Here is a 24,066-nt window from a genome sequence, read left to right as displayed (position 1 = left end):
CATCATCCTTAAAGCGAAGAGCGGAGCCATCATGTGTTGAATAACGAATGGGCGCGTTGCTGTTGGCAGGGCAGTTGGCAACAGCAGCAAACGAAAAACGCGAGCTTCCCAAATGGGAAACTCGCGCTGTAAGTACCTCCTGAAGGTGCCTGAAGCTACTAATAAGCAAACATCACCCGGCGTAAAAATTTCACTCTGAATATAACCAGCCAGCAAACAAGGCCCGCCACTACCCCGCCGGTATTAAGCAGCACATCATCAATGTCGGGGATGCCAATTTGAAAAATGTACTGCGTTAGCTCAATGGCAATGCTCAGGCCCGCCCCGAGCAGGATAATCGTGTATTTGTTGGTGATTCTGAACAGAACAATAAGGATAAACGGCAGCGGCATAAACAGCACCACATTGCCGAATAGGTTGGTGAAAAAGTCCCACTGACCCCTTGGGGGCATATAGTGCAACTGATGGTAGCCTTGGATGGTGTGAACAAAAGGCACCAGATTCAAAAAATCATCGTGCCAAACAAGTTGCTCCCTTCTCCTGGCAAAGAAAACAATGTAGGTGAGCAGTGAAAAGTAAAGTGCTGAGAGAAACCATTTTAGTGCTTTCATTAATCTTCCGTTAGGTGGCAATCAATAAATAAGAGTTTGGTATAGAGCAGTTTCGCAAACGGTATGTGTGCCGGTCCGGCAGCTTTTCTCAGGTGTCGGGCCAGTCGCCGCCGGACCGGCAGGAGCCAGCCGCCACACCGTTTGTGAAACCGCAATAGCATAGCGTGGGCAAGCCGCAAAATTACGCCAATAAAATTTCAGGGGTTTTGGGCTGTGTGAATAGGAGTTGAATCAGGTAGGGAGTTGAAGCAGTACGGCAGTTGCTGCACCGCTTGCCACCACCTGAGCAGTGGCAACCAATCGTCCTTCGAGTCCATAGCTGGAACAGTAACCATACCCCATAACTCCAACTAACGCCTGTTAGTATTTGAAGGTAGTAGAAGAGTAAAATAAGATGTTTGCGAGGCAGTGGCATGAAAAAGTAAGGGGGTAGTGCAGAATTTACATTGATTCTGTCTATTTTGCCTTTCGAAAAGAAGGTGTAAACGAGAAATATGCTATGGATTCTGCTTCCAAAAGGTTAACCAGCTTAAGTATGTTTTCCTTAGTCACCCTCGTCGTCTTGACGGCGGTAGCGGCCTTTGTTGATGTACCGCACCCGGTAGCAGCTGCCGGCTCCATCAACGGCGCCGATGTGGCCTGGATGCTGACTGCTACGGCTTTGGTACTGCTGATGACGCCCGGCTTGTCGTTTTTCTACGGCGGGATGGTGCGGCCCAAAAACGTTATCAGTACCATGCTGCAAAGCTTCGTGGCCATGGGCGTTATTACGGTGCTGTTCTACTTTGTGGGGTTCTCGCTGGCCTACGGCGACTCCTGGCACGGCCTTATTGGCAACCCGCTCACATTTATTATGCTGCGCAACGTAGGCACGGCGCCTAATCCGGCCTTTGCCGCTACCATTCCGTTTGTCCTCTACTTCGCGTTTCAGCTGAAGTTTGCCATCATCACGCCGGCCCTGATTACGGGGTCGTTTGCTGAGCGGGTCCGTTTCAAAGGCTATCTGGCATTCATGGTGCTGTTTTGCCTACTGATTTACTGCCCGCTGGCCCACTGGACCTGGCACCCCGAGGGTTTCCTGCACAAGTGGGGCGTGCTCGACTTTGCGGGCGGCACGGTGGTGCACATTTCGGCGGGAGTGGCTGCCTTAGCGGGGGCCACGGTGCTGGGCCGCCGCGCTACGCACCTCACCAACACCGTTTTCTCGACGCCAAACGTGCCCTACGTGTTGCTTGGTACGGGGCTGCTGTGGTTCGGGTGGTTCGGCTTCAATGCTGGTTCGGCGCTGGGGGCCAACGAGTTGGCCGTGTCAGCTTTCGTGAATACCAACTTGGCCTCTGGCGCGGCGCTGGTCGCCTGGATGCTGGCCGACTTGGTGCGGGGTGGCAAGCCTACGGCCATGGGGGTATGCATTGGGGCGGTGGTAGGGCTGGTGGCTATTACGCCGGCGGCCGGCTACGTTACGTATGGCCAAAGCCTGCTGATTGGCGTAGTGGGCAGTCTGATTAGCTACGCTGCCGTGCACTGGCAGAACAGCCGCACTACTATTGATGACACGCTGGATGTATTTCCCTGCCACGGGCTGGGGGGCATTGTGGGCATGCTGCTCACGGGTGTTTTCGCCGATAAAGTAGGCTTGGTACACGGCTCTGCCACCGTATTTGGCTACCATGTGCTGGGGCTGCTGATTGTGGTAGCGTATTCGTTTGTGGGTTCCTGGCTACTGCTCAAGCTCACCGACCGAGTGTTTGGCCTGCGCGTGAAACCCCAGGAGGAAAAGCTGGGCCTCGACCTAAGCCAGCACGAAGAATCCACCTACCACATTGATGAAGATTTCGAGCGCACTTACCGCAAAGACCTGGTAAAGGAAAGCGCCTAAGTACCTCTTGTGTGCCAGCAGTGCCTGAGGAGTGGGTACGGCACCGGAGCGGTTGAGTGAGGGGGAGACAGGGGAGAAAAAGCCGTCAGATGGGGGATCTGACGGCTTTTTCATGCCCGGGCGGTAGAGGTGGTGAGGTGGTAAAATGGTGAGGTGGTGAGTTTGATGTTCGGCTGGCACCAGTTGCGCGGCTCAGACAGCCAACTCACCACCTCACCACCTCACCATTTCACCACCTCGCCGCTAATCCATCTTGCTGAGGAAGAAGGAAACCAGAAAGCCGATAACCGTAATCAGGCCGGTAAAATTGTGGGCTACTTCAAACGCCTCCGGAATCATGGTGTCGGCAATCATGGCTAGCACGGCGCCGGCCGATACGGCCATGGTGGCGGCAACTACCTCGTCGGAAAAACCGCTGAACAGGGTGTAGCCCAACAGCGACGACACACCCGAAATCAGGGCAATGCCGGCCCAGAGCAGAAATACATAACGAGCCGAGCGGCCGGCTTTCTTCATGCCCGCCGCGCTTGAAAGGCCTTCGGGCAGGTTGGACAGGAAGATGGCCACCACGGCCACCATGCTCACGGCTCCGCCGGCCAGCATGCTCAGCCCAATCACAATACTTTCCGGAATGCCGTCGAGCAGCGCTCCAATGGCTAGCGCCAAGCCATTGTCGTCGCCCGCATCGTTGCCGCTGGTTTCGCCTTGCTGCACGGCGGTGCGCTCCTGGCTTTGGTGCTCACCGGAGCGTTTGCGGTGCTTGGCCCCGTAGCGAGCCAGCAGCCAGTTGGCCAGCGTGTAAGCCGCTGCCCCTCCCACAAAGCCCAGGGCCGTGGCCGGCAGTCCACCTTTGCGGTAGGCTTCCTCCATCAGCTCCAATGAAAGCGTGGAAATCAGGACCCCGCTGCCAAACGCCATAACCGCCGCAATAAGCCGCTGCGGCACCTTGGCAAAATACCCCAGCGCCGCGCCCAGCAGCAGCGCCGACCCCGATACAAGCCCCCAGAAACCAGCTACTGCCCAAGTAGGAAACGCCATGGATAGAAGAATAAGCACCAGAAATAGTGTGCCCGCTTATACGCAGCGCCTCGGCAAAATAGCTAGCTGCTTACTGTTCAGTAAGGCCGCAACAAGCTGATGGTCAGGCTAAGAAAATTTATTGAGTGAGGTATTTGTAAAATATATATTATACTATATTTAATAACTCCTTGGACGCTGTTCCTTTCACCTACACATGCCTGTACGCAGGAAACAGAAGCCAGGAAATTAAGCTGAAATGCTTATCGGGCAGCTACTTGTTGCAGCACAGCCTGAAAGGTATTTTCCTCCACACCGTTGATTTCCACCTTCTTGAACGGAGTTGTATGGCCACTAAGCAAGACCACCGCCGATTTACTCACGCCAAATACCTGCGCCAGATAAGCCACCAGACAGGCATTGGCCTTGCCATCCTGAGCGGGGGCTTTCAGGCGTACCGTTAGGGTGCCATCAGGTGCAAGCAGCAGCTGATTGGCGCGGGCGTTGGGCTTGGCCTTGAGGTGCAGAAAAACGGGCACAATGAAAACAGCTGACTGATTGAACTAACGACGCGACAAAGATTGCGCTATGTGCTGGATACCCCGCTTAATCTAGAACGGCTTTATGACCTGTGAAAGCCACTGGCAACTCTGGCCACTAGGCGGGCCGCCCAAGGCTCGCCAGCTTTTGTTCCACTTCTAAAACTCCCGCCCGATGCCCGATAAAACCAAACTCATCCAGTTTGCGCCGCCTTACTACCCCATTGTATACGTGCGGGGCTATGCCATGACGCCCGGCGAGCGGGAGGAAGTGTTTCACGACGGCTACTACGGCTTCTCGGCTACGTCGGTGGAGAAGCGGCAGGCGCCGGCCGTGCCCGGCGACCCGCTTAACGCGCCCGGCAACAACCGGCAAGTAGCCGACATTTTCGAGGGGCAGCTGATTCGGTTCATGAAGCTCGACCAGTACCGCTACCTCGATTCCGTGAACGAAGGGCTGAAAGCGGCCGACCACCCGGAGCGCAGTATCTGGGTGTCGCGCTTCTACGACCAGGACTTTATCAGTGGCCAGACGCGCACCATTGAAGACCACGCCCGCGAGCTGGCCGATTTGATCCTGACCGTTATTCCTGCGCAGCTGCGAGCTTCTACCGGCAACCCCACCGACCCGCTCACCGGCTACAAAGTTATCTTGATTGCGCACTCCATGGGCGGGCTGGTGAGCCGGTGCATGCTCCAGAACATTCTGCCCAACGAGCGAAAACGAGCCGCCAAAGATGTGGTACACCGCTTGGTAACCATGGGTACGCCCCACCGTGGCATCGACTTGGGCCGGGTGCCCGATTTTCTGGAACAGGCCATTGTGCAGGCGCTAAACCCCTTCGATGCCAATATTTTTCAGGAGCCCCGGATGCGCCAATACCTGAACCTGGAAAAGTCCAATGCTGCCAGCAAGAAAAACAAAAAAGACTACGTGTACGACGTGCACAGCCTCGGCGAAAGCAACTTTCCTATCAAGCGGTGCTTAAGCATCATCGGCTCCGATTATGCCTCGTACGGTTCCGTACGCAATGTTACGGGGGCTTACTCCGATGGCCTCGTGCGCCAAGACCGGGCTTACGTGGTGGCTGGCCCGCGCCCCACCTACGGCGACTACGAGGACGCCAACCGGGCTTTCACGGCCAACGTACACCGCGCCCATTCCGGCAACCGGGGGATTGTGAACAGCTACGAAAGCTTCGAGAACATTCAGCGGTTCTTGTTTGGCGATGTGAAAGTGGATATCTGCCTGGGGGGCCTGCAAGTGCACACGCCCGCCCCCGACAAGAATGTGGAGGTGTTCTACGATTTCGAGTTCAAGCTTTCGGTGCGGGGCACGGGGGCTTTCCTGCATCACCGGGCCCAGAATCCCTGCGAAAACGCCATCCGCCTCAACCGCAACGCCCTGAATGCCGGTACCCAGCTCAAGCTCCATACTGCGTTTCTGAACTCCAGCCTGGCCCGCGCCGGCGACCCGAGCCTGCACTTTCTGCTGGCGTTTCGGGTGGTGGAGTTCCGGGTGAAAGATGGGTTTCTCTTCGATAGGAGCTACCCGGAGCGCCCGATTTACGGCGAATCGGTGGAGCTGCGCCTGACTGATGCCCAAACGCCCGGCAAGCTCACGGTGGTGGAATACCGCTGGCTGTCTGATGCCGGCACCGTCTGGACGTCGGTACCTGTTACTGACGATGATACGAACGATACCCAGGCGCTGTACCAATTCAATTTGCGGGGTACCGGCTCCCTCGATGGCTACGTGCAGCTACGAGCCAGCCCCTGGCCCGATGCTTCGGTGCAGGATTGATGCGTTGTCACTCTAATTAAGCAGGGTCGTTGTAGGCATCGTACACGTTCCAGGCCCAGATAACGAAAGGCACCACGAAAGTCCAGGCCAGCAAAAAGCCCACAACCCCACCTACAGCCCAAATCAGAAATGCCTTCAGAATCTGACCTTTGATGAGCTGCCCCAGGCCGGGGATGAAAAAGGATAGCAAAGCTGGTACGCCGTAAGTCGTTTTCATTGCAAAAGGATTGGTGTGAAGTGACCGGTTCAACGAATTTGGCCATACATACGTGGCTACTGACTTTTCGCTCATCCGCAATGGCCCTACGCCCTCTTGGCTACTGCCCTAGCACCAGCTCACGGGGCGCACAGGAGGCATTACTGCTTCACTCGTTCCTGCCCGAACGGGCACTGATCCAGCACCACGCACCGGCCGCAGGCCGGCGTGTGGAAGTAGCAGCACTTCTGGCCGTGATACATAAACGCCTCGTGGTGGTCGTACACCTGCTGGGCGTCCCAATCGGGCGGTAGCAGCGCTTCGAGCAGGGCGTGCGCGGCACCTTCGCCCACTTTCGGCCCGATGAGGCCCAGGCGTTGGGCCACGCGGTGATGGTGACTATCAACGGGCATGGCGGCAATGCGCAGCTTGCTGAATAGCAGCACGGCGGCGCTGGTTTTAGGCCCCACCCCGGATATGGATTCCAGCCAGGCCCGCGCTTCTTTCACCGATTTGTCGGCCAGAAACGCCAGGTCGCAGGGGCCACCACACCGCTCACTTATTTCGCGTAGCACGGCTTGGATGCGGGGGGCTTTCTGCTCGGGCCAGGTGCAGGGGCTGATGGCGGCCTGCACGTCCTCGGTGGGGGCGTCGCGCACCAGCTCCCAGGTCGGGAAGCGGGCCACCAACTGCTGATAGGCGCGGTGCGAATCCTGGTTACGGGTGCGGTGGGAAAGCAGGGCGCTAATCAATTCGCTCAGCGGGTCTTTGGTACTGAAGAATGGAAATGGCGCCCCGTATTCCGCGCACAAGCGGGCATGAACCAGCAGCGCCTTCTCTTGGCGGCTCTCAAAGGTGGTATCGGGGGCTTTGGTGGTAGGCACACCTGTTGCTACGAGAATGCCGGTTGCCAGTTGCCAGTAGGCCCAGCTTACGGTGCACAGATTCCGGCAGCTATTCAGCGTTAAACCTAAAAAGCTAGTTGCCCTCCGTAGTCAAGGGAGGGCAAAGGTAGTTGAGCCGCCGTTGGTGGCTTTAGTTTCTAATTGAGCCTGTGTACTATTCTAGCGCAGAACAACTCCACCGTCGCCGGTGCGGGGGCGGTGCGGGTGGCTGCCACTTAGCATCAAACCAGCACCGAGGCGGCCTTGCAATTGCCCCATGCAGCCATCAGTGCTGGTGGCCACGGCTGCGTTGGTATGCTGATGTGGCGCCAGCTATGGGGCGTACCGGGTTTTGTTGCCGCAGGCGGGTATAGCAACTGGTATACCTGCCTATACAGCACGGAAACTATGGTTAACAGAGAATTTTAAAAATATTGAGCAGCAAAAGGCCTCAACCCTGCGCTCTGTAGGGCGCGAAAGGCTGAGGCCGTTGAGTGCTGCTAGCCAGAACTAGCGGGCAGGAGCCAGCATCTTAGGTGAACAATGCCGAAGAAGCTACCACAAAATTGCGCGCAATGCTTTTCACCGTAGCTGCATCCAGGGGCTCATCAAAAGCTTCGGAGGCGGCAGCGGGCGTAATGCCGGCCGTGTTGGTGGTAATATCAACTCCGGCTTGTGTGGTGTTGCTTTCAGCGGGGAAGAAGATGGCCGTAGGCGCACCCGTAGCGGGGTTGCCGGCACCGTATACCGGAGCTGTAGAAGGAGTGGTTCCGGGGGAAGGTCCGCCACCATCAGTACCCGAAATCCAACTCTTAGGCCGACCAGTTTTGCCGCTCAAGTTGCTTGGGTCGCCAGCAATGGTGGTAGCCCCTTGGCCACTCTGGCCAGCTGCCAGGCCGCGGCGCACCGTACGTACGTGCGACGAGTGCCGGGCCTCGACGGAGTGGATGTTAAGCGCCGCTTCCAGCAAATCTTTGTTTGGCATCAGGATAGGAGCGCCCCCTTTGTAAGCGCGCACTCCCGTGTCTACGAAGGCCTGCGACGAGCCCAGAAACAAAGCGTAATCATTCACCAAAGCTGCGGCAAAGGGACCAACCATGCTGCCACGGCCACCGCTGTAGTCGAAGGCGGCGCGAGTGGGGTCGGCAATGGCCTGGGAACCCAGCGCCTCCCGCAATACCTTGATGTGGCCGGACTCGTCGTTACGGATGGTTTCAAACGCAGGCCGGTCGGCGCTAGGAATCAAGCCAGTAGCTTTCAGACCACTATCGTAGAAGTAATATTCCAAATACTCCAAGCTCAAGGCCAAGTTTAGCACGGCCACAATATCCGGCGACAAGCTAGCCGTTTGGCCGTAGGCGCGCTGAAAAATGCCGCTCACCAAGCCGGGCAGCATGGCCGCCGTTACAGCTTTGCCAGCCAGCCCAAAGTGCTTGAACACGCGCCGCCGCGAATCAAGACGGTCGTAAATCTCAGGGTCAACCTTCTCGATTTCGGTGATAATTTTAAATAAATCCATGATGGCAAAGACGATTTGAAAATGAGGAAATAAACGCCGCTGGCTTAGTTGAAGCTTCTGGCGCTGAGCTTGGAGCCTTCTTTCAGGTACTGATTGGCCGCTTCCAGCACTTCGGCGGGCCGCTTCGACTTCTCTTTGCCCGTGCCTGAGCCTGCACCCGGCGCTGAGGTGGCGGAAGTCGGGGTGAACAGGTCCACCACGTCGCCACCCACAAAGGTGTTGTAGCCGCGCAAATCACGGATAAGAGCCGCGTGCCGGGCTTCCACTGATACAATCTTACCAGCAATAACTAGGTTGGCTGCCGACTCGATGTAACGGCCAGCGCCGTTGTAAGCGGCTACGCCCAAATCCTCGAACGTTTGAGCAGCTTGGAGTACCGCGTCCCGGCTGTCGAAGTTGATAGCCCCAAATTCGGGTTCCAGCGCCTTAATGGCACTGCCACCCAAGGCCGCCTTAAAGAAATTGGCGTGTGCCAACTCGTGCAAAGCCAAATCGTCAAGGATTTGCTTTTCAGCAGCATTAGCCCCAGCATAGTACTGGCCGGTTTTCACCCGCGCATAAAAAGCGGCTTCCAGCTGCTCAAGCGCGTAGGCATAGTTCAACACGCCCGTGTCGCCGGAGCCTACATCGAGGCGGTTATCATCTTCACTGTCATCGTCGCAGCCGGCCAGTAAGAGGCCGGTAATGGCCATGCCGGCGCCGGTATAGCGTAAGAAGGAACGGCGGGAAGGAGAGGGCAGCTTGTCGGCTGGCTCCAGAGGAAGGAGAAGCTTGGTCATAGCAAAGTGGTACATCAGATGTGAAACATGCCAGATGTACGGCCCGTGCTATAGCCTTTGCCGCGCAATACCGGGTAATTACGTGTTTATTGGTACGGAATTACGTGTTTACTACAATAGCCAATTATGTTCTTGTATTTTGTGTATAAAATTTTTGCTTCGTATTCTTATAGGACGGCGTTGAAATGTGCTACTGCACTTTCAGATATGTCCCTTTAAGCTCTTCTGTAAGCTAGTTTTAGCTTAAAAAGCGGGAGAAAGGGCGGCGCAGAACAACTGTGATTCAGAAGCTCGGCAATAGGACTATTAATGTGTAGCAAACTCAGCAGTAAACCCGATAAGCCGAAATACAAGACGTATTGCAGCTTGTTGTGTCTATCAACAAGCTAAGGCAAGGAGCTGCGGTGAGTGCCGCATGAGAAGAAGCTAAACGTTGGTACGGCCACCCAACCGGGCACATCAGTGCGCTGCATTAAGGCGCTTTAGGAAGTAAAGCAGCGTAACACCGGCAGGATGACTAACAAAGGAGGCCGCGCACTCACAGGCCCCGGTTGTAGATGCTGATGGCTTGCCGCGTGTTGTTCTGGCTTTTGCCACCCAATACCAACGGCACCAGCAGAAACGGAATACTGCCGTAGATCAACGGCGAAATAGTGGGGCCGGTGTTGGAGTTGAGCGTAGAGGCCAGCCCCGCTATAATCAGGCCCCCGGCGGCTACGTAGCTAAGCGTGGTGTAGCGCTGGTAATTGCGGGCTTGCAGCAGCAGGTTGGTAGAGGTTTGGTTGTCGGCGGTGGCCAGCAGCAGATTGCGCACGCTCAGGTCTTCAATCGGGCCGTTGTCTTTGCTGAAATACTCGGTTTTGGTGGTGCGGTACATGGGCCCGCCATAGCCATACGGGCCGCCAAAGCCGCCATAGCGCCCGTAGCCGCCATAGCCGAAAGGTCCGCCAAAGCCATTACCGGCGTATTGCGTGCTGGTGATGGAATACAAGCTGATGCGGCCCACTTTGTCGCGGCGCAGGGTGGTTTCGCGCTTCGAGCGGCCGGGCAGGGTGGTGCGCACATAAAAGCCGGTTTCGTCTTCGTAGTAACGCACGGCATCCAGGTCGAGGCGTTGCTGCCCATCAAGGAGCAGAAACGAGCGGCCCAGCAACGGCTGCTTCACCAGTACATCGTAGGCCCGGTATACCTGCCCGGTTTTCAGCCCTACGGCGTAGCGGGTGGTATTGGCCGGTGGCAGCACCGCCTGCTGCTGCCGTTGCTGCTCCCGCACCGAATCGGGTAGCGCGGGGGGAGCTGCTAGCTGGCGCGGGGCCGCGCGGCGGGTGGTATCGGGGCGGGTTGGTGCGGCGGGCGGTAGCGTATTGAGCTGGCGCGGAGCCTCCTGCGCCTGCGTGGCAACGGGCAGCGCCAAGCCCACACTTACCACCAACAACAAAGCCGAACGGTGCATCATGGCAGGCAACAGATTTAAAAGAAGGTGCGGAGAAAACAGCGTAACGCCCAACAAGCAACGGCTGGTATCCTGCTTGAGTTGGAGCGCAACGGCAGTGCTATTTTAACAGCTTTTCCAGTAAACTCATGCTGTCCACCATGTCGGCCGACGTCTCGAAGTCCAGGGGCTTGAGAATATAGCCGCTCACGCCCAGGTTTTGCGCGTTCAGCCGGTCCATATCCAGCGCCGACGTAGTGGTGATGAACACCGGAATATTTGCCAGCTCAGGATTCTTGCGGATTTCGGCCAGAAACTCGTGCCCGTTCATTTTGGGCATGTTCAGGTCCAGCAGAATCACCTCGGGCAGCGGCCGGATGGGCTCCACGCCGTTTTGCCCCAGCAGCAAATCCAGGGCCTCCAGGCCGTTGAACGCCGTGTAGAGCTGGTGCTGCACACTGAATTTCTCGAAAGATTTCTTGACGGTCATCGTGTCAAAAAAATCATCTTCAACAAGCAGAACAGAACGCATAAGAGAGAAAGATTGGATGAGAGAATGATTGAATGAGTGGATGACCGGGTGTTTGGATGAATGAGCTTACCGGCCAAGCCGCCTAAGCGAAATGACAGGTTTTATTCATCCGGTCACCCAATCACCCACTCATCCAATCAATTACTTGGGCCAGGTGAAAACGAACGTGGTGCCTTGGTTGGGGGCCGATTCGACGTGGATGGTGCCTTTCTGCTCGTCGATGATTTTCTTGACAATACTAAGCCCAATGCCGGTACTTTCGGCGGTGTGCCGGTCGCGCAGGGTCTGGAAAATCAGAAATATTTTCTCATGATACTCCGGCGCAATGCCCGGCCCGTCGTCCTGCACCCGAAACTCGTAGCAGCGCCCCACGTCGTGGCAGCCGATGGTGATGGTGCCGGTGGGCTGGTGGTGGTACTTCACGGCATTGCCCATCAGGTTGGTGAACACCTGTTCCAGGCCCAGCCGGTCGGTCAGGAAAGTGGGCAGCGGGTCGGGGCGCAGCACCCGGAAGTTATTGGGTACTACCATATCGGCTACGTTGCTCACCAGCTGATCCACGTTTACTTCGGTGGGCTCCTGGTTGGCCCGGCCAGCCCGGGCGTAGGCCAGCAGCCCGTTAATAAGGTCTTCCAGTCGGTTGAGCCGGCCCTTCATCATGCCCAAATACTGGCTCATCTGGGCGCTCAGCTCGTTGGCTAGCTCGTCTTCAATCCACTTCACCACCGTGGTTACGCCCCGGAGCGGCGCCTTCAGGTCGTGGGCGGCTACGTAGGCAAACTGGTCGAGCTCCTTGTTGCGGTTTTGCAGCGCCGTGAAGTTCTCTTCCAGCGTCTGGGTCATGCGGTTCAACGACGTAGCCAGGTTGCCGAGGCTGTCCTGCTGGTCTTCGTTCCTGATTTTCACGGTGTAGTCGCCCTGCACCACCCGGTCGGCCAGCTCCTCGATAATATCAATGCGGCGCGCCGTATCATCATTAACGCGGCTCAGCTCAACTTGCAGGCGCTGGTTGGCTTTCAGCTCATTGGAAATCTTAACGAACAGCCACAGCACAATCACAATAGCCAGCACCGCCGCTACCACAATGGCTACCGGCGTGGTATTCTCATAGAAATCCTGGTTTTGCATCCGCTCCCGCAGTAGCACTTCCTCGGTGCTGCGCATGCGGGTAAGCACCCTTCTCAGTTGGTTGAGGTTGTACTGGTCGGCGCGTACCAGGTCACGAGCGGTAAAGGGGGAAGGCGCCATCCGGGCCCACCGCGCCAGAAAAACCCGTTCGTTGGCAGTCATGCGGCGCAGGCTGTCTAGCCGGGCCTGCTGTTCGGGGTTGTCGCGAACGAGCAGCTGGAGCGAGTCGAAGTTTTCTTTCGATGCCTGAAAACCGTCGCTGAAGGGCAGGAGGTAGGTGGCGTCGCCGAGCAACAGGTAGTTGCGCACGGCGTTTTGCGCATCCCGAATCTTGGTGCGCAGGTCGGAAGTATGTTGGAGCACCTGGTTGGTGTGCTCGACTTGCCGCGTGTAGAAAGAAAGCTGCTGAATGCTTTTGTACGCCCCCAGCGAGGTAAGCAGCAGAACCGACAAAGCAAGGCCAAAGCCCAGGATAATTTTGGTGTTGAGCTTTAGGCGCATCGAGGCAAAAGCATAGAAACGAAGGTGAAGGCGCTTACGCACCCGCAAGGATAACGGTTCAGCCTGAACCCTGGGGGCTTGAGTCCGGTAGGCCTTCAGAAGGAAGCCGGGCGTGTATCTTCGCCCTTTGTTGCGGCAGCCAGTGCCGTTTTCTGCCCGATGACGGATGCCTTGTTGGGCATTCTGCCGCCCTTGCTTTTCGTAAAGTAGCCGCTATGCCTGCCCCCGACCCAATTACCAGCCCCCAGAACCCGCGCATTAAAAATCTGCTCAAGCTCCAGCAAAAGTCGTCGGAGCGGCGCGCACAGGGCCTTACCATTGTGGAAGGGCACCGCGAGCTAACCATTGCCCACGGCGCGGGCGTGCGTATTACGGCGCTGTTTGTGTGCCCCGAGCTGGCCGGCGAAACCCAACTGCGCGAGCTGCGGGGCCTGCTCGGCAGCGGCACCACCGAGTGGTTTGAGGTGTCGAAGGCGGTGTTTGAGAAAGTGGCCTACCGAGAAGGCTCCGACGGGGTGCTGGCACTGGTGCAGCCGCCGCGCCGCACCCTGGAAAGCCTGCCGCTGCCTGCCGCGCCGCTGCTGCTGGTGCTGGAATCGGTGGAGAAGCCGGGCAACCTGGGGGCCATCCTGCGCACTGCCGACGCCGCGCAAGCCACCGCCGTTATCGTCTGCGACCCGCGCACCGACCTTTACAACCCCAACGCCATCCGCTCCAGCATCGGGTGCAGCTTCACGGTGCCCACGGTGGCTACCACCCGCGCCGAGTTGCTGGCTTGGTGCCAGCAGCACAACATCCAAACCTACGCCGCCGCCCTCACCGACCACGCCGTACCTTACACCACCTGCGACTTCCGCGGCCCCACGGCCCTCGTGATGGGCACCGAAGCCGACGGCCTCACCCCCGAGCTGATGCAGGCCTGCGACCATACCATCATTATTCCCATGCGCGGCGCCATCGACTCACTCAACGTCAGCACTGCCACGGCCATTCTCACGTTTGAAGCCGTGCGCCAGCGGCAATAGGGAGGCAACATCGTGGCGGGGTGGCGCTAGTGCCACTGCAACTCGCCCGCCCGCGCCGTGGCAAGTGGGTGTAGCTGCTCATCAAACAGCCAGAAGTCGGCTTGGTAGCCGGGCGCCAGCGCGCCCAGTTCGTGCGCCAGCCCCAGTACGCGGGCCGGGTACAGCGAGGCCATGCGCAAGGCTTCTGGCAAGGGCAACCCCACGTGCTGCACGCAGTTACGAACCGCCAGCGGTAAGGTAAGAGCCGACCCCGCCAGTACGCCTTGGGTGTCTACGTAGTGGTTGGCTTGGCGGCGGAACTGGTAGGCACCCTGTTGGCTGTCGGTTACGGCGTCGGTAATCAGAAACAGCCGCTCCCCCAGTATTTTCTGGCTGATGCGCACCGCCGCAAAGTCGCAGTGCACGCCGTCGGCAATGATGCTGGCGTGCGCCGACTCGGCGTCGTACACGGCCCCCACCAGCCCCGGCTCCCGCCCCTGTAGCGCCGACATGGCATTGAACAAGTGCGTAGCCGCCGTGAAACCCGCTTGGAAACCCGCTGCCGCCTGCGCATACGTAGCATTCGAGTGGCCCGCCGATAGCACTACGCCGGCTTCCAGCAGCCGCGCCACCACGCCGGGCGTGGCTACTTCGGGCGCCAGGGTCATCATCTTCAGCACGCCTTCCCCAATCTTCAGCAGCTCCTCAATTTCCGCTACCGTAGGCACTTTAATGAACTCCAACTGGTGCGCGCCCTTCTTCACTGGGTTGATGTACGGCCCTTCCAGATGAACCCCCAGCAAGCCAGGCTGCTGCCGCTGAAAGTCCCGGCCCACTTCCAGCGCCGTCCGCATCATGGCGCTGGAGTTAGTGGGCATGGTGGCCAACGAGCCGGTAGTGCCGTGCCGGAAGGCGTAGGTCGTGAGCGTAGTCAGGACATCCAGGCTGGGCTGCACCGAAAAAAGCTGGCCGTTGGCACCATACACCTGCAAATCGAGCAGCGCCGGCGCCACATTTAAGCCGCGGCCGTCTACCGTTGGCACATCGGCAGGCGCCGCCGTTTCGGGCAGTACGGCCACTATGCGCCCGGCTTCAACCAGCAGCGCATGCTGCTGGAGGACGGCAGAGCCAGTGTATAGGGTGCAGTTGCGAAGCAGGTAGTGCATAGCAGGTTAGATGGGGGGGAGGATAAATATGCTGTGCAACAGATGACTGTTGCAGGTGAAAACAGGTGATGCTAACCACCCGGGGGAGGCTGCTAGATAGGCGTCAGCCCCACAAATAAACGCCTCAACCGCTATAAACCACGTATGAGTACAACGCCGCCACAACATTGCGGTTTGATTTGCCATCTACAAAAGCCGGTTTCTGCATGACCATCGAACACCGCACCTACCAAGTTCACGGGCGCGTACAGGGCGTATTCTACCGCCAGAGCACCCGCACCGAAGCGCAGCGCCTAGGCCTCACCGGCTTTGCCCGCAACAACCCCAACGGCACCGTCACGATTGAAGCCGAAGGCTCCGCCGAAGCCCTGGATGCCCTTGAAGCCTGGTGCCACCAAGGGCCGCCCGCCGCCCGCGTCGACAAGGTGGAAGCAGCGCCAGGTAAGGTACAGGGCTACACCGTATTTGAAGTGCGCCACTAAGCGCCAGCCGAAGCAGGCACCCAGTGGCGCAGTTTTTTTGTAGGGCTAAGCGGCAGTGCTACAGCTGGCTAACGGGTGATTTCCAGCCAGCCTTTGTACGTGATGCCACATTCGGGCCGGGTGGCTAGGTAGTAGTATATACCAGCCGGCTGCGAGTCTGCCTGCCACGTGTTGTCATACTGGCGGGAGTGGAATACCTCTTTGCCCCAGCGGTTGAACACGCGCAGCTCAGCACCCTGCAACGGCCCCAGCAGCTTGAAGTAGTCGTTTTTGTCGTCGTGGTTGGGCGTGATGATGTTCGGGGGGCGGCGGAAAGTCAGAGGCTTTATCTCGAACCGCTGCTCGGCTATGCACTGGCCAGGCGTAGCGGTAGCCACTGAATAGCTGCCCGGCTCAGATACAGTAATGGTGCGGGTGGTTTGGCCGGTATTCCATAAGTAAGTACCCGTGCCACGGGCATCAAGCTCAAGAGGTTGGCCACACTTCACCGAGTCGATGTGCACCACAGGAGGCAAGGCTGTAGTAGCCACTACCAGCACAGAGGTCGTATCGGAGTTGTTGCTGCACTGCGCAGGCGGCCGGACTTCCAGCCGTACTCGGTAGCGCCCCGCCGTTGCGAAGCTGTGCAAAGGGGAAAAAGAAGTGTCGATGGGAGAACCATCACCGAAATTCCAGCGGTAGTGGCTCCCCCCCATGCTGGTGTTAGTAAACTGGATGAGGTGGGGCGCACAGCCCGGTAGTACCGGGGCTATTGACGCCCGCAAAGGGGCAAGGCCACCCGAAAACGAGAATTTGAAGATGCCGCCCGCATTGTTGGAAGTGCCTATCCGAGCGGGCGCATATACGCCAGGCGTGGTTGGGAACTGGTTGGAAGTGGTGCATTCCACATGGTACAGGTCGCCGGTACGGGTAATCTGGTTGGACGCGGCAAAGTGCAGGTGCGTCTGAGAAAAATTGGAACCTCCTCCTTGCGGGCCCCCAAAGTAGGAGCCGTACACCAGCGTTCTGGCATCACCCGACAGCGCGCACAGGTACAGGCTGCGCGGGTTGCGCTGTAGCGCATCAGTGGAAAGAGGAGCCTGTTGCAGGGTTGTGTAGGCACTGAACAACAGCCGGCCGCAGGCATCAATGCCAAAACCCGTAATGTAGTTGGAGTCAAGGAAGGTGGTAGCGTTGTTGAGCCCGATTTGAGTGGCAAATGCGGTTTGCGTGAGGGCCGGGTTCAGGCAGTGAATAAACACCCGCCCCGTGGCCGTGAGCGACTGAAACACTCCCGCGGTAGTAGGATAGCCCCCCAGCGTGGCCCCCGCCACCAGAATGCGGCCACTGGCATCAATGTCCACGAAACGCGCTATATCTGCCTGAGTGGTGCCCAGGTACGTACCGCTCACTATGCTATTGCCGGTTCCGCTGAGGTTCAGCACGAAGCCATCCGTATTGCCAAATGTTACGCGGTTGAGGCCGGCTGCTCCCAGCGGAAAATTGGGGCTGTTGGTGGAGCCGCACACGTATAGCGAGCCATTGGCAGCCAGTACGATATCATTGATTTGGTCTTCCCCGCTGCCCCCCAGGTACGTCGACCAGATGAGCGTGTTGAGGCCACCATCCAGCCGGGCCACAACCCCTTCGATGCTCGTGCTGCTGGGGCGGGTGTTTTGAACACCGTTACGGGTAGGAAAGTCGCTGGAACCGGTAATGCCACCCACCAGCACGTCGCCGTTCGGCGCTACTGTAATGCTGGAAGCATTGGACGACAGCGAGCCTCCCTCCGTGCCGGCGCCGCCCAAATAGGTGGAGCCCCGCAGCTGGGTACCGGTGGTGTTGAGGCGGGTAATTACGTAATCCTGGTTGCCCCCTTTGGTTCGGTCATACCCACCACTCGGCAGCAGCGGATAGTTGAGTGCACTGGAAATGTTCAGCAGGATGGGCTCCTGGTTGCTGCCAAAGGCCATATCAAGCGGATACTCCTGGCCGCTACCTCCCAGATAAGTAGCAAACAAGAGAGCCGTACCCGTCGGATTCAGCTTCATCAACCCAATGTCGGCCCCCTGATCTTGCGTTTGGTAAGCCCCCACCGTAACGGGAAAAGGAGGAGTAATTGTGTACCCCGCCGTATACACCTGGCCCTGCGCGTCGGCGGCGGCCACGTTAGCCGATAACCCCCCGCTGGCGCTGGAATACGTGCTGAATATCAAGGCCGGGTCGATGGTGAGTGCCCAGCGCGGGTTGCGCTGGCGCACGGCAAACCGTACCTCCTGCCCGGTTAGCACATAGTGGCACTCCACGGGGTGGCGCCGGCCGCTGGCATCAGTCTGCCAGGCTACGGGTGCCTGCTCTGTAATTACACCCAGCGAAGTATGCAGTTGCAGCGCTCCATTCACTACTTCCAGCCCGTCGAGGCCTTCGTATTGCAGCCGGATTAGGCTGGGGTCGGTGCCAGGGGTTAGCTCGTAATCGTACTTCAGCTGGCGAGCGGCCGTGTGCCACACCATATCCACGCCGGGGTACAGCTGCCGGTAACGCACCGCCTCGAATAGCGGCACCTGCGTAGCCCACTCACTGGGCTGGTTGCCAATAAAGTAGTTGTGGTAAGTTGGCAGCAACAACTCACCTACTGCCGGGCTTACCGATTGCGCCCCTAGCAGCCGCGTCCGAAACGAGTGCCCCCGGATTAGTTGCGGCGTGTTTGGGTCGTCGGCGTGGTGGCCGGCATCCTGCGCCTGCAAATTGTAAGAAAAGCCAGTTGGTTCGAGGAAGAGCCGACCGCCGGGCACATCGGCGGCAAACCGCACCTGAGTTGGCCATTGTCCTTTGTTGGCAATAAACTGGTAGGGGGGAGCCATCAACTCAGCGGCATGCGCGCTGAGCCCCATAATCACGGCCCAAAGCGTGAATAGAAGTTTTTTCATTGGAACTGTCCTAGCCGATTGCCAGAAGATTATAGTAGTTGGGGGGAAGGATGTAGCGTATCAAAGATAAAGGGATACCGTCGCTCAAATTTCATTCCGAAATAGTATTTAGGGCATAAAACCGCGGCGGGTACTTACGCACCAACTACGCAGTGCGAAGTGGATGCTGGCCGCCTACGCGAAGCACAATAAGTGCCACGCGTAACAACTGCCCGGATTGCGCTGGCCGCTCCCGAAAAAGCTTCTCCCAGCACAATTAATCCGTTTTATTGCTTCCGAAGCACGGCTTGCTACCTGATTGGGTACTACCTTCGATAGGTTGTAAGAGTAGGCCGTGCCTGAAGGCAGGCGCCGGCTGTTGCCACCGCCGCAGGGTGGTGGTTCACGCATTAAAAACTCCTGTACGATGGACGATTTTATTGCTGCCCGCTCGCAAATGGCGTTGTCGCTGGGCTTCCACATCATCTTTTCGTGTATTGGTATGGTGATGCCGTTTTTCATGGCGGTTTCGCACTTCCAATGGCTCCGTACCGGCGACTCCAACTATAAAAACCTAACCAAAGCCTGGAGCAAAGGCGTCGCCATTTTCTTTGCTACGGGCGCGGTTTCGGGCACGGTGCTGTCGTTTGAGCTGGGCCTGCTGTGGCCGAAGTTCATGGAGCACGCCGGCCCGATTTTCGGCATGCCCTTCTCGCTGGAAGGCACCGCTTTCTTTATTGAAGCCATTGCCCTCGGCTTTTTTCTGTACGGCTGGGGGCGGTTTCATCCGTGGTTTCACTGGTTTACGGGCGTAGTAGTAGGCCTGAGCGGCTTGGCTTCCGGTATTCTGGTGGTAGCCGCCAACGCCTGGATGAACAGCCCTGCCGGCTTCGATTTCGTGAACGGCAACTACGTAAACATCGACCCCATGCGCGCCATGTTCAACGATGCGTGGTTGTCGCAGGCTATCCACATGTCGCTGGCGGCGTTTGCGGCCACTGGTTTTGCTGTGGCTGGCGTGCATGCCCTCATGATTCTGCGGCGGCGCAACGTGCAGTTTCATACCCGCGCCTTCCGGATTGCGGCTTTGTTTGCGGCCGTGGCGGCCGTGCTCCAGCCCCTGAGCGGCGACTTTTCGGCCAAAGATGTTGCCCGCCGCCAGCCAGCCAAGCTAGCAGCTATGGAGGCGCACTTCCACACCGAAAAACGTGCCTCATTGGTGCTGGGCGGTTTGCCCGATGAACAGGGCAAAAAGGTGGATTACGCCATCAAAATCCCTGGTATGCTGAGCTTTCTGGCGCACGGAAACTTCGAGCAGGAAGTCACCGGCCTCGATAGAATTCCGGTGGCCGACCAGCCGCCCGTGCTGGTACCGCACTTAGCATTCCAACTGATGGTGGGGCTGGGCATGGGCATGGTGGCGCTGTCTCTGCTCTACTTTCTGGCTATCTGGCGCCAGAAACAGTGGTTGCGCAGCAACTGGCTTTTGAAGCTATTTGTGGCTGCCACGCCCGCCGGTTTTATTGCCGTGGAAGCCGGCTGGACCGTAACCGAAGTCGGCCGCCAGCCCTGGATTATCAACGGCGTGATGCGCACCGCCGACGCCGTAACGCCCATGCCCGGCATAGCTTACTCGTTCTATCTGTTTTCGGCGGTGTACGTGTCGCTCAGTCTGGTGGTGATTTTTCTGCTGTACCGCCAAATCAAGATGGTGCCAGAACTCTACGACCGGCCCGCGCAGCTGGTGGCCGCTTAGCGCCATTTTACACTGCGTGATGCCTTTCAGGCTTGTAGCATTACCCTCAGCGTACTCTAACGCCTTCTTGCCATGATGCAATACGTCGTCATAACCTATCTGTGCTTAGCTATTTTGCTGTATCTGCTGCTCGGTGGCGCCGATTTTGGGGCGGGCATCATGGAGCTATTCACGCGCAGCAAAAACCGCAACGCCGCCCGCCAGACGATGTCGCACGCCATTGGGCCCATCTGGGAGGCTAACCACATGTGGCTTATCATTGCCGTGGTGATTCTGTTTGTGGGCTTCCCGCGCATCTACAGCGTAATGTCGGTGTACCTGCACATTCCGCTGCTGATTATGCTCATGGGCATCATTGCGCGCGGTACCGCCTTCGTTTTCCGGCACTACGACGCGGTGAAGGACCGGATGCAGCAGTTGTATAACCGCATTTTCGCGCTTTCCAGTGCCATTACGCCGTTTTTCCTGGGAGTTATTGCCGCCAGCGTGTTGGCAGGGCATATCGAGTCGGCGCCCTCCGATTTTTTATCGGCTTACGTGTTCAGCTGGCTGCACTGGTTTGCCGTGGCAGTAGGCGTGTTTACCGTGGCCTTGTGTGGCTATCTGGCCAGCGTTTACAGTATCGGAGAAGCCCAAACGGAGGCCGATAAGCGCTATTTTATTCGTAAAACTCGCACCATGACGGCCATTGCTTTTGCGGCAGGAGGGCTGGTATTTCTAGCGGCCTACGTGGATGGGGTACCGCTCTGGCAGTGGATTTTTGGCAATGCGGTAGGTTCAACGGCTGTAGCTTTAGCCACGGTTTCGTTGGGGGTATTAGCTTATGCCGTTGGCCGAGGCTGGACGGTTCTGCCGCGTCTGCTGGCGGGGTTCCAAGTCACCATGATACTGCTGGCTATTGGCTACTGGCACTTCCCCGATTTCATAGTAGTGCGCAACGGTGCCAATCTTTCGTTGCTGAACAGCCAGGCTCCTTTAGCTACTATAACTGCGCTGGGCTGGGCGCTGCTGCTGGGCAGTGTTTTCATTCTGCCCGCGCTGTATTACCTCTACTACAGTTTCCAGCGCGAAGCCGAAGAAGTGGCCGAAGCCGCTCACTAGCTTATTTATACGCGCCGCAGCTCCTTGATCCATACGTCCAGCGGTTCCGCGGCATGCAACACCGGTGCTCCCATGGGGGTTGGCAATCCGTGTGCCTCCACCAGGGTCGAGTCCCACTCACTCAGTGTTGCGTCGCGCAACGTCCAGGGCTCGTGGTACAGTTGACCGCGCCATAAGTTGGTGCCGCGTATATCTTGTAGCAAATCAGGACCTGCCGTGTACAGAAAATACCGCTCCGTCAGGAAATGAGCCAATGAGCCGGGCTGGGCCGCTGGCCGCAATTCGCCTGGTGTCCAAGTGGCCGCAAACGTAGCCGGCGCCGCGCCGCGGTGGGTACGTTCCGCCACGGCCCGAAACGTACCGTTGGTTTCCTGTAGGCTGATGCGGGCGTGCAGATAGGGGAGGTGGAACAACGTGCGGGCCGCCCAAACGCCTACTGGATTAGTGGCATCAAGGGAAAGAAACCACACGCCCGGCACGCCATCCAGCCGAGCATAGGTGCGCACATTCAACTCGTGCAAGTGGTTCAGGCCCGGCACAGCGGGCAGCCCCAGCGGCCGAATACCGCTCATCGTGAAGGGTACCACACCTAGCCACGCCTGCCCCTCGAACAAGTCCAGTTCCAGCCGTTCCGGTAAGTACGGCCTCAATAGTTCCGACGCTACCGGCCAGTGCGCAAACAGCAGCTCACTCCACCGCTGCCGCATCAGGGGGAAGTTAGAACGGGTAAGGTCAGAGTTGACTGGCATGAAATGGAATGGAATAGAATGAGTTGCGGCCACTGCTACAACACACAGAAGTGCACATCTCTCTTGCTAGCAAACAAAAAGGGACGACCAGTGGCCGTCCCTTTTTTTATTATGACTTTCTAAAACCTAGTCTACTTTCTTGGCGTAGCGCAGACGCTCGTTTTCGTCGAGCAGAATCTTGCGCATCCGCACCGATTTTGGCGTTACCTCCAGGTACTCATCCTTCTGGATGTATTCCATGGCTTCCTCCAGCGAGAACTGACGCTTCGGAACAATTTTCACGTTGTCATCCGAGCCCGAAGCACGCATGTTGGTGAGCTTCTTGCCTTTCTGAATGTTGATGGTCAAGTCGTTGGGGCGGGTGTGCTCCCCGATAACCTGGCCCGCGTACACTTCCTCACCTGGATCCACGAAGAACTCGCCACGGTCCTGCATCTTGTCGATGGTGTAGGCCGTACCGGCACCCGTATCCATCGAAATCAGCGAACCAGAGATACGGCCCGGAATTACACCTTTGTACGGCTCGTAAGCCGAGAAGCGGTGGTTCATGATGGCCTCACCAGCCGTAGCGGTCAGTACGTTGTTACGCAGACCAATCAGGCCACGAGCCGGGATGTTGAACTCCAGGTGCTGCAAGTCGCCTTTCGGCTCCATGATGGTCAGCTCGCCTTTGCGCATCGTCACCAGTTCAATCACCTTACCGGCGGTTTCCTCGGGTACGTCTACTACCAAGTGTTCAACGGGCTCCAGGCGGTTGCCATTGTCGTCTTCTTTGAAGAGAACCTGGGGCTGACCAACCTGCAACTCGAATCCTTCGCGGCGCATGGTTTCAATCAGTACCGACAAGTGCAGAATACCGCGGCCGTACACCAAGAACGTGTCTTCCTTGTCGGTTTCCTTCACGCGCAGGGCCAGGTTCTTCTCGGTTTCCTTGAAGAGACGGTCCCGCAAGTGGCGCGAGGTTACAAACTTGCCTTCCTTACCGAAGAACGGCGAGTTGTTGATGGTGAACAGCATGTTCATCGTCGGCTCGTCGATGCTGATGGTAGCCAAGCCTTCGGGGTTGTCGGCATCCGCCAGCGTATCTCCGATGTCGAAACCTTCGATACCAGTTACGGCGCAGATTTCGCCGGAGCTAACCTCCGAAACCTTGGTGCGACCCAAGCCTTCGAATACTTGCAGCTCTTTGATTTTTACTTTCTTAACCGTGCCGTCACGCTTTACCAAGCTCATGTTGGCGCCTTCTTTCAGCGTACCGCGGTGTACCCGGCCAATAGCAATCCGGCCCACAAACGACGAGTAGTCGAGTGAGGTAACCTGCATTTGCGGGGTGCCATCCAAGGTAGGAGCCGCTGGGATAGAGGCCACTACGGCGTCGAGCAGCGGGATGATGCTGTCGGTTTTCACTTTCCAGTCGGTGCTCATCCAGCCCTGCTTCGAAGAGCCGTACAGGGTCACGAAGTCCAGCTGGTCTTCGTTGGCACCGAGGTTGAACATGAGGTCGAACACCTGCTCGTGCACCTCATCGGGGCGGCAGTTTTCTTTGTCCACTTTGTTTACCACCACAATCGGCTTCAGGCCCAGGTCGATGGCTTTGCCCAACACGAAACGCGTCTGGGGCATGGCGCCTTCGAAGGCATCAACGAGCAGCAATACGCCGTCGGCCATCTTCAGTACGCGCTCCACTTCACCCCCGAAGTCGGCGTGACCAGGGGTGTCGATGATGTTGATTTTTACGTCTTTGTAGCGAACCGAAACGTTTTTCGAGACGATGGTGATGCCCCGCTCGCGCTCCAGGTCGTTGTTATCCAAAATCAAGTCGTCGAACTGCTGGTGGTCGTCGAAAAGCTTGGAAGCGTGAATGATCTTGTCCACGAGCGTGGTCTTGCCGTGGTCAACGTGCGCAATGATTGCGATATTCCGGATGTTCTGCATACAATGGGTTTTCCGGGTGCAAAGGTAAGTAATTCCGACCGCAAAAACCTGTGTACTCGAAAAGTTAACTTCCTGACACAGAAACCAAGGCGCTGCGGCACGAACCGAACGTATAGCCGGTTGCGTATGTTCCTTCATAAGCCCGACACTACTGTTTGGCTTGC

Annotated in this window: 21 protein-coding genes; 6 read left to right on the top strand and 15 right to left on the bottom strand. The window is 57.7% G+C overall.

All coding sequences use genetic code 11. The features are described 5' to 3' along the window. Positions 1–158: 158 nt before the first annotated feature. Positions 159–611, bottom strand: coding sequence for a VanZ family protein (locus tag J0X19_RS05970; RefSeq protein WP_206982560.1), 453 nt, complete (start codon positions 609–611; stop codon positions 159–161). A 535-nt stretch (positions 612–1,146) separates the two neighbouring features. Between J0X19_RS05970 and J0X19_RS05965 the strand changes: the two genes are divergently transcribed. Then, positions 1,147–2,490, top strand: coding sequence for an ammonium transporter (locus J0X19_RS05965; protein WP_206982559.1), 1,344 nt, complete (start codon positions 1,147–1,149; stop codon positions 2,488–2,490). 243 nt (positions 2,491–2,733) lie between these two features. Here the strand turns inward: J0X19_RS05965 and J0X19_RS05960 are convergent, their stop codons facing one another. After that, a complete protein-coding gene (locus J0X19_RS05960) occupies positions 2,734–3,528 on the bottom strand; it encodes a ZIP family metal transporter (RefSeq protein ID WP_206982558.1) in 795 nt (264 codons plus the stop codon). 242 nt (positions 3,529–3,770) lie between these two features. Further along, positions 3,771–4,046, bottom strand: coding sequence for a DUF167 domain-containing protein (locus tag J0X19_RS05955; protein WP_206982557.1), 276 nt, complete (start codon positions 4,044–4,046; stop codon positions 3,771–3,773). Positions 4,047–4,221: 175 nt separating this feature from the next. Between J0X19_RS05955 and J0X19_RS05950 the strand changes: the two genes are divergently transcribed. Beyond that, complete coding sequence (locus tag J0X19_RS05950; protein WP_206982556.1) at positions 4,222–5,850, top strand: lipase family alpha/beta hydrolase; 1,629 nt, start codon at positions 4,222–4,224, stop codon at positions 5,848–5,850. Positions 5,851–5,866: 16 nt separating this feature from the next. On the opposite strand, the gene J0X19_RS05945 is transcribed toward J0X19_RS05950, so the two are convergent. The 8 genes from J0X19_RS05945 to J0X19_RS05915 all read right to left on the bottom strand — a co-directional run bounded on the left by J0X19_RS05945 (position 5,867) and on the right by J0X19_RS05915 (position 12,821). Then, entirely contained in the window at positions 5,867–6,067 is a 201-nt protein-coding gene (locus J0X19_RS05945; RefSeq protein WP_206982554.1) for a hypothetical protein, read from the bottom strand. A 140-nt stretch (positions 6,068–6,207) separates the two neighbouring features. Next, positions 6,208–6,930: an endonuclease III domain-containing protein gene (locus J0X19_RS05940; RefSeq protein ID WP_317194754.1), complete on the bottom strand. Its 723-nt coding sequence runs from the start codon at positions 6,928–6,930 to the stop codon at positions 6,208–6,210. A 180-nt stretch (positions 6,931–7,110) separates the two neighbouring features. Further along, the gene (locus tag J0X19_RS24980) at positions 7,111–7,233 is read right to left on the bottom strand and encodes a hypothetical protein (RefSeq protein WP_257573064.1); all 123 of its coding nucleotides are present in this window, start codon (positions 7,231–7,233) and stop codon (positions 7,111–7,113) included. Between the two features lie 229 nt (positions 7,234–7,462). Then, positions 7,463–8,449, bottom strand: coding sequence for a ferritin-like domain-containing protein (locus J0X19_RS05935; RefSeq protein WP_206982545.1), 987 nt, complete (start codon positions 8,447–8,449; stop codon positions 7,463–7,465). Between the two features lie 44 nt (positions 8,450–8,493). After that, positions 8,494–9,228, bottom strand: a complete 735-nt coding sequence (locus tag J0X19_RS05930; RefSeq protein ID WP_206982543.1) for a ferritin-like domain-containing protein — start codon at positions 9,226–9,228, stop codon at positions 8,494–8,496. Between the two features lie 538 nt (positions 9,229–9,766). After that, complete coding sequence (locus tag J0X19_RS05925) at positions 9,767–10,684, bottom strand: hypothetical protein (protein WP_206982541.1); 918 nt, start codon at positions 10,682–10,684, stop codon at positions 9,767–9,769. A 97-nt stretch (positions 10,685–10,781) separates the two neighbouring features. Then, positions 10,782–11,192 (bottom strand): response regulator, encoded by a 411-nt coding sequence (locus J0X19_RS05920; protein ID WP_206982539.1) that lies wholly within the window; start codon positions 11,190–11,192, stop codon positions 10,782–10,784. 141 nt (positions 11,193–11,333) lie between these two features. Beyond that, complete coding sequence (locus J0X19_RS05915) at positions 11,334–12,821, bottom strand: sensor histidine kinase (protein WP_206982536.1); 1,488 nt, start codon at positions 12,819–12,821, stop codon at positions 11,334–11,336. Between the two features lie 215 nt (positions 12,822–13,036). Between J0X19_RS05915 and J0X19_RS05910 the strand changes: the two genes are divergently transcribed. Beyond that, positions 13,037–13,846 (top strand): TrmH family RNA methyltransferase, encoded by an 810-nt coding sequence (locus tag J0X19_RS05910; protein ID WP_206982535.1) that lies wholly within the window; start codon positions 13,037–13,039, stop codon positions 13,844–13,846. Between the two features lie 26 nt (positions 13,847–13,872). Here J0X19_RS05910 and nagA read toward each other — a convergent pair whose 3' ends face one another. Beyond that, a complete protein-coding gene (gene nagA, locus J0X19_RS05905) occupies positions 13,873–14,991 on the bottom strand; it encodes an N-acetylglucosamine-6-phosphate deacetylase (protein WP_206982533.1) in 1,119 nt (372 codons plus the stop codon). 206 nt (positions 14,992–15,197) lie between these two features. On the opposite strand from nagA, the gene J0X19_RS05900 reads away from it, so the two are divergent. Beyond that, the gene (locus J0X19_RS05900; RefSeq protein ID WP_206982522.1) at positions 15,198–15,473 is read left to right on the top strand and encodes an acylphosphatase; all 276 of its coding nucleotides are present in this window, start codon (positions 15,198–15,200) and stop codon (positions 15,471–15,473) included. 68 nt (positions 15,474–15,541) lie between these two features. Here the strand turns inward: J0X19_RS05900 and J0X19_RS05895 are convergent, their stop codons facing one another. Next, positions 15,542–18,382, bottom strand: coding sequence for a DUF7948 domain-containing protein (locus J0X19_RS05895; protein ID WP_206982520.1), 2,841 nt, complete (start codon positions 18,380–18,382; stop codon positions 15,542–15,544). Between the two features lie 406 nt (positions 18,383–18,788). Between J0X19_RS05895 and J0X19_RS05890 the strand changes: the two genes are divergently transcribed. Then, the gene (locus tag J0X19_RS05890) at positions 18,789–20,117 is read left to right on the top strand and encodes a cytochrome ubiquinol oxidase subunit I (RefSeq protein ID WP_206982518.1); all 1,329 of its coding nucleotides are present in this window, start codon (positions 18,789–18,791) and stop codon (positions 20,115–20,117) included. A 72-nt stretch (positions 20,118–20,189) separates the two neighbouring features. After that, positions 20,190–21,218, top strand: a complete 1,029-nt coding sequence (locus tag J0X19_RS05885; RefSeq protein WP_307788278.1) for a cytochrome d ubiquinol oxidase subunit II — start codon at positions 20,190–20,192, stop codon at positions 21,216–21,218. A 5-nt stretch (positions 21,219–21,223) separates the two neighbouring features. Here the strand turns inward: J0X19_RS05885 and J0X19_RS05880 are convergent, their stop codons facing one another. Together J0X19_RS05880 and typA are read right to left on the bottom strand one after the other, a co-directional pair. Then, positions 21,224–21,967 (bottom strand): YqjF family protein, encoded by a 744-nt coding sequence (locus J0X19_RS05880; RefSeq protein WP_206982516.1) that lies wholly within the window; start codon positions 21,965–21,967, stop codon positions 21,224–21,226. 126 nt (positions 21,968–22,093) lie between these two features. Next, positions 22,094–23,902, bottom strand: a complete 1,809-nt coding sequence (typA, locus tag J0X19_RS05875) for a translational GTPase TypA (protein WP_206982514.1) — start codon at positions 23,900–23,902, stop codon at positions 22,094–22,096. Between the last annotated feature and the right edge of the window lie 164 nt (positions 23,903–24,066).

This window comes from Hymenobacter telluris (assembly GCF_017313265.1).
Lineage (GTDB): Bacteria > Bacteroidota > Bacteroidia > Cytophagales > Hymenobacteraceae > Hymenobacter > Hymenobacter telluris.
This window is presented reverse-complemented; position numbering and strand designations above follow the sequence as displayed.

Excerpts from the sequence above, each read along its gene's own strand:
- J0X19_RS05970 (WP_206982560.1), bottom strand. The coding sequence starts at position 611 with ATGAAAGCACTAAAATGGTTTCTCTCAGCACTTTACTTTTCACTGCTC.
- J0X19_RS05965 (WP_206982559.1), top strand. The coding sequence starts at position 1,147 with ATGTTTTCCTTAGTCACCCTCGTCGTCTTGACGGCGGTAGCGGCCTTT.
- J0X19_RS05960 (WP_206982558.1), bottom strand. The coding sequence starts at position 3,528 with ATGGCGTTTCCTACTTGGGCAGTAGCTGGTTTCTGGGGGCTTGTATCG.
- J0X19_RS05950 (WP_206982556.1), top strand. The coding sequence starts at position 4,222 with ATGCCCGATAAAACCAAACTCATCCAGTTTGCGCCGCCTTACTACCCC.
- J0X19_RS05945 (WP_206982554.1), bottom strand. The coding sequence starts at position 6,067 with ATGAAAACGACTTACGGCGTACCAGCTTTGCTATCCTTTTTCATCCCC.
- J0X19_RS05935 (WP_206982545.1), bottom strand. The coding sequence starts at position 8,449 with ATGGATTTATTTAAAATTATCACCGAAATCGAGAAGGTTGACCCTGAG.
- J0X19_RS05930 (WP_206982543.1), bottom strand. The coding sequence starts at position 9,228 with ATGACCAAGCTTCTCCTTCCTCTGGAGCCAGCCGACAAGCTGCCCTCT.
- J0X19_RS05925 (WP_206982541.1), bottom strand. The coding sequence starts at position 10,684 with ATGATGCACCGTTCGGCTTTGTTGTTGGTGGTAAGTGTGGGCTTGGCG.
- J0X19_RS05920 (WP_206982539.1), bottom strand. The coding sequence starts at position 11,192 with ATGCGTTCTGTTCTGCTTGTTGAAGATGATTTTTTTGACACGATGACC.
- J0X19_RS05915 (WP_206982536.1), bottom strand. The coding sequence starts at position 12,821 with ATGCGCCTAAAGCTCAACACCAAAATTATCCTGGGCTTTGGCCTTGCT.
- J0X19_RS05910 (WP_206982535.1), top strand. The coding sequence starts at position 13,037 with ATGCCTGCCCCCGACCCAATTACCAGCCCCCAGAACCCGCGCATTAAA.
- nagA (WP_206982533.1), bottom strand. The coding sequence starts at position 14,991 with ATGCACTACCTGCTTCGCAACTGCACCCTATACACTGGCTCTGCCGTC.
- J0X19_RS05900 (WP_206982522.1), top strand. The coding sequence starts at position 15,198 with ATGACCATCGAACACCGCACCTACCAAGTTCACGGGCGCGTACAGGGC.
- J0X19_RS05895 (WP_206982520.1), bottom strand. The coding sequence starts at position 18,382 with ATGAAAAAACTTCTATTCACGCTTTGGGCCGTGATTATGGGGCTCAGC.
- J0X19_RS05890 (WP_206982518.1), top strand. The coding sequence starts at position 18,789 with ATGGACGATTTTATTGCTGCCCGCTCGCAAATGGCGTTGTCGCTGGGC.
- J0X19_RS05885 (WP_307788278.1), top strand. The coding sequence starts at position 20,190 with ATGATGCAATACGTCGTCATAACCTATCTGTGCTTAGCTATTTTGCTG.
- J0X19_RS05880 (WP_206982516.1), bottom strand. The coding sequence starts at position 21,967 with ATGCCAGTCAACTCTGACCTTACCCGTTCTAACTTCCCCCTGATGCGG.
- typA (WP_206982514.1), bottom strand. The coding sequence starts at position 23,902 with ATGCAGAACATCCGGAATATCGCAATCATTGCGCACGTTGACCACGGC.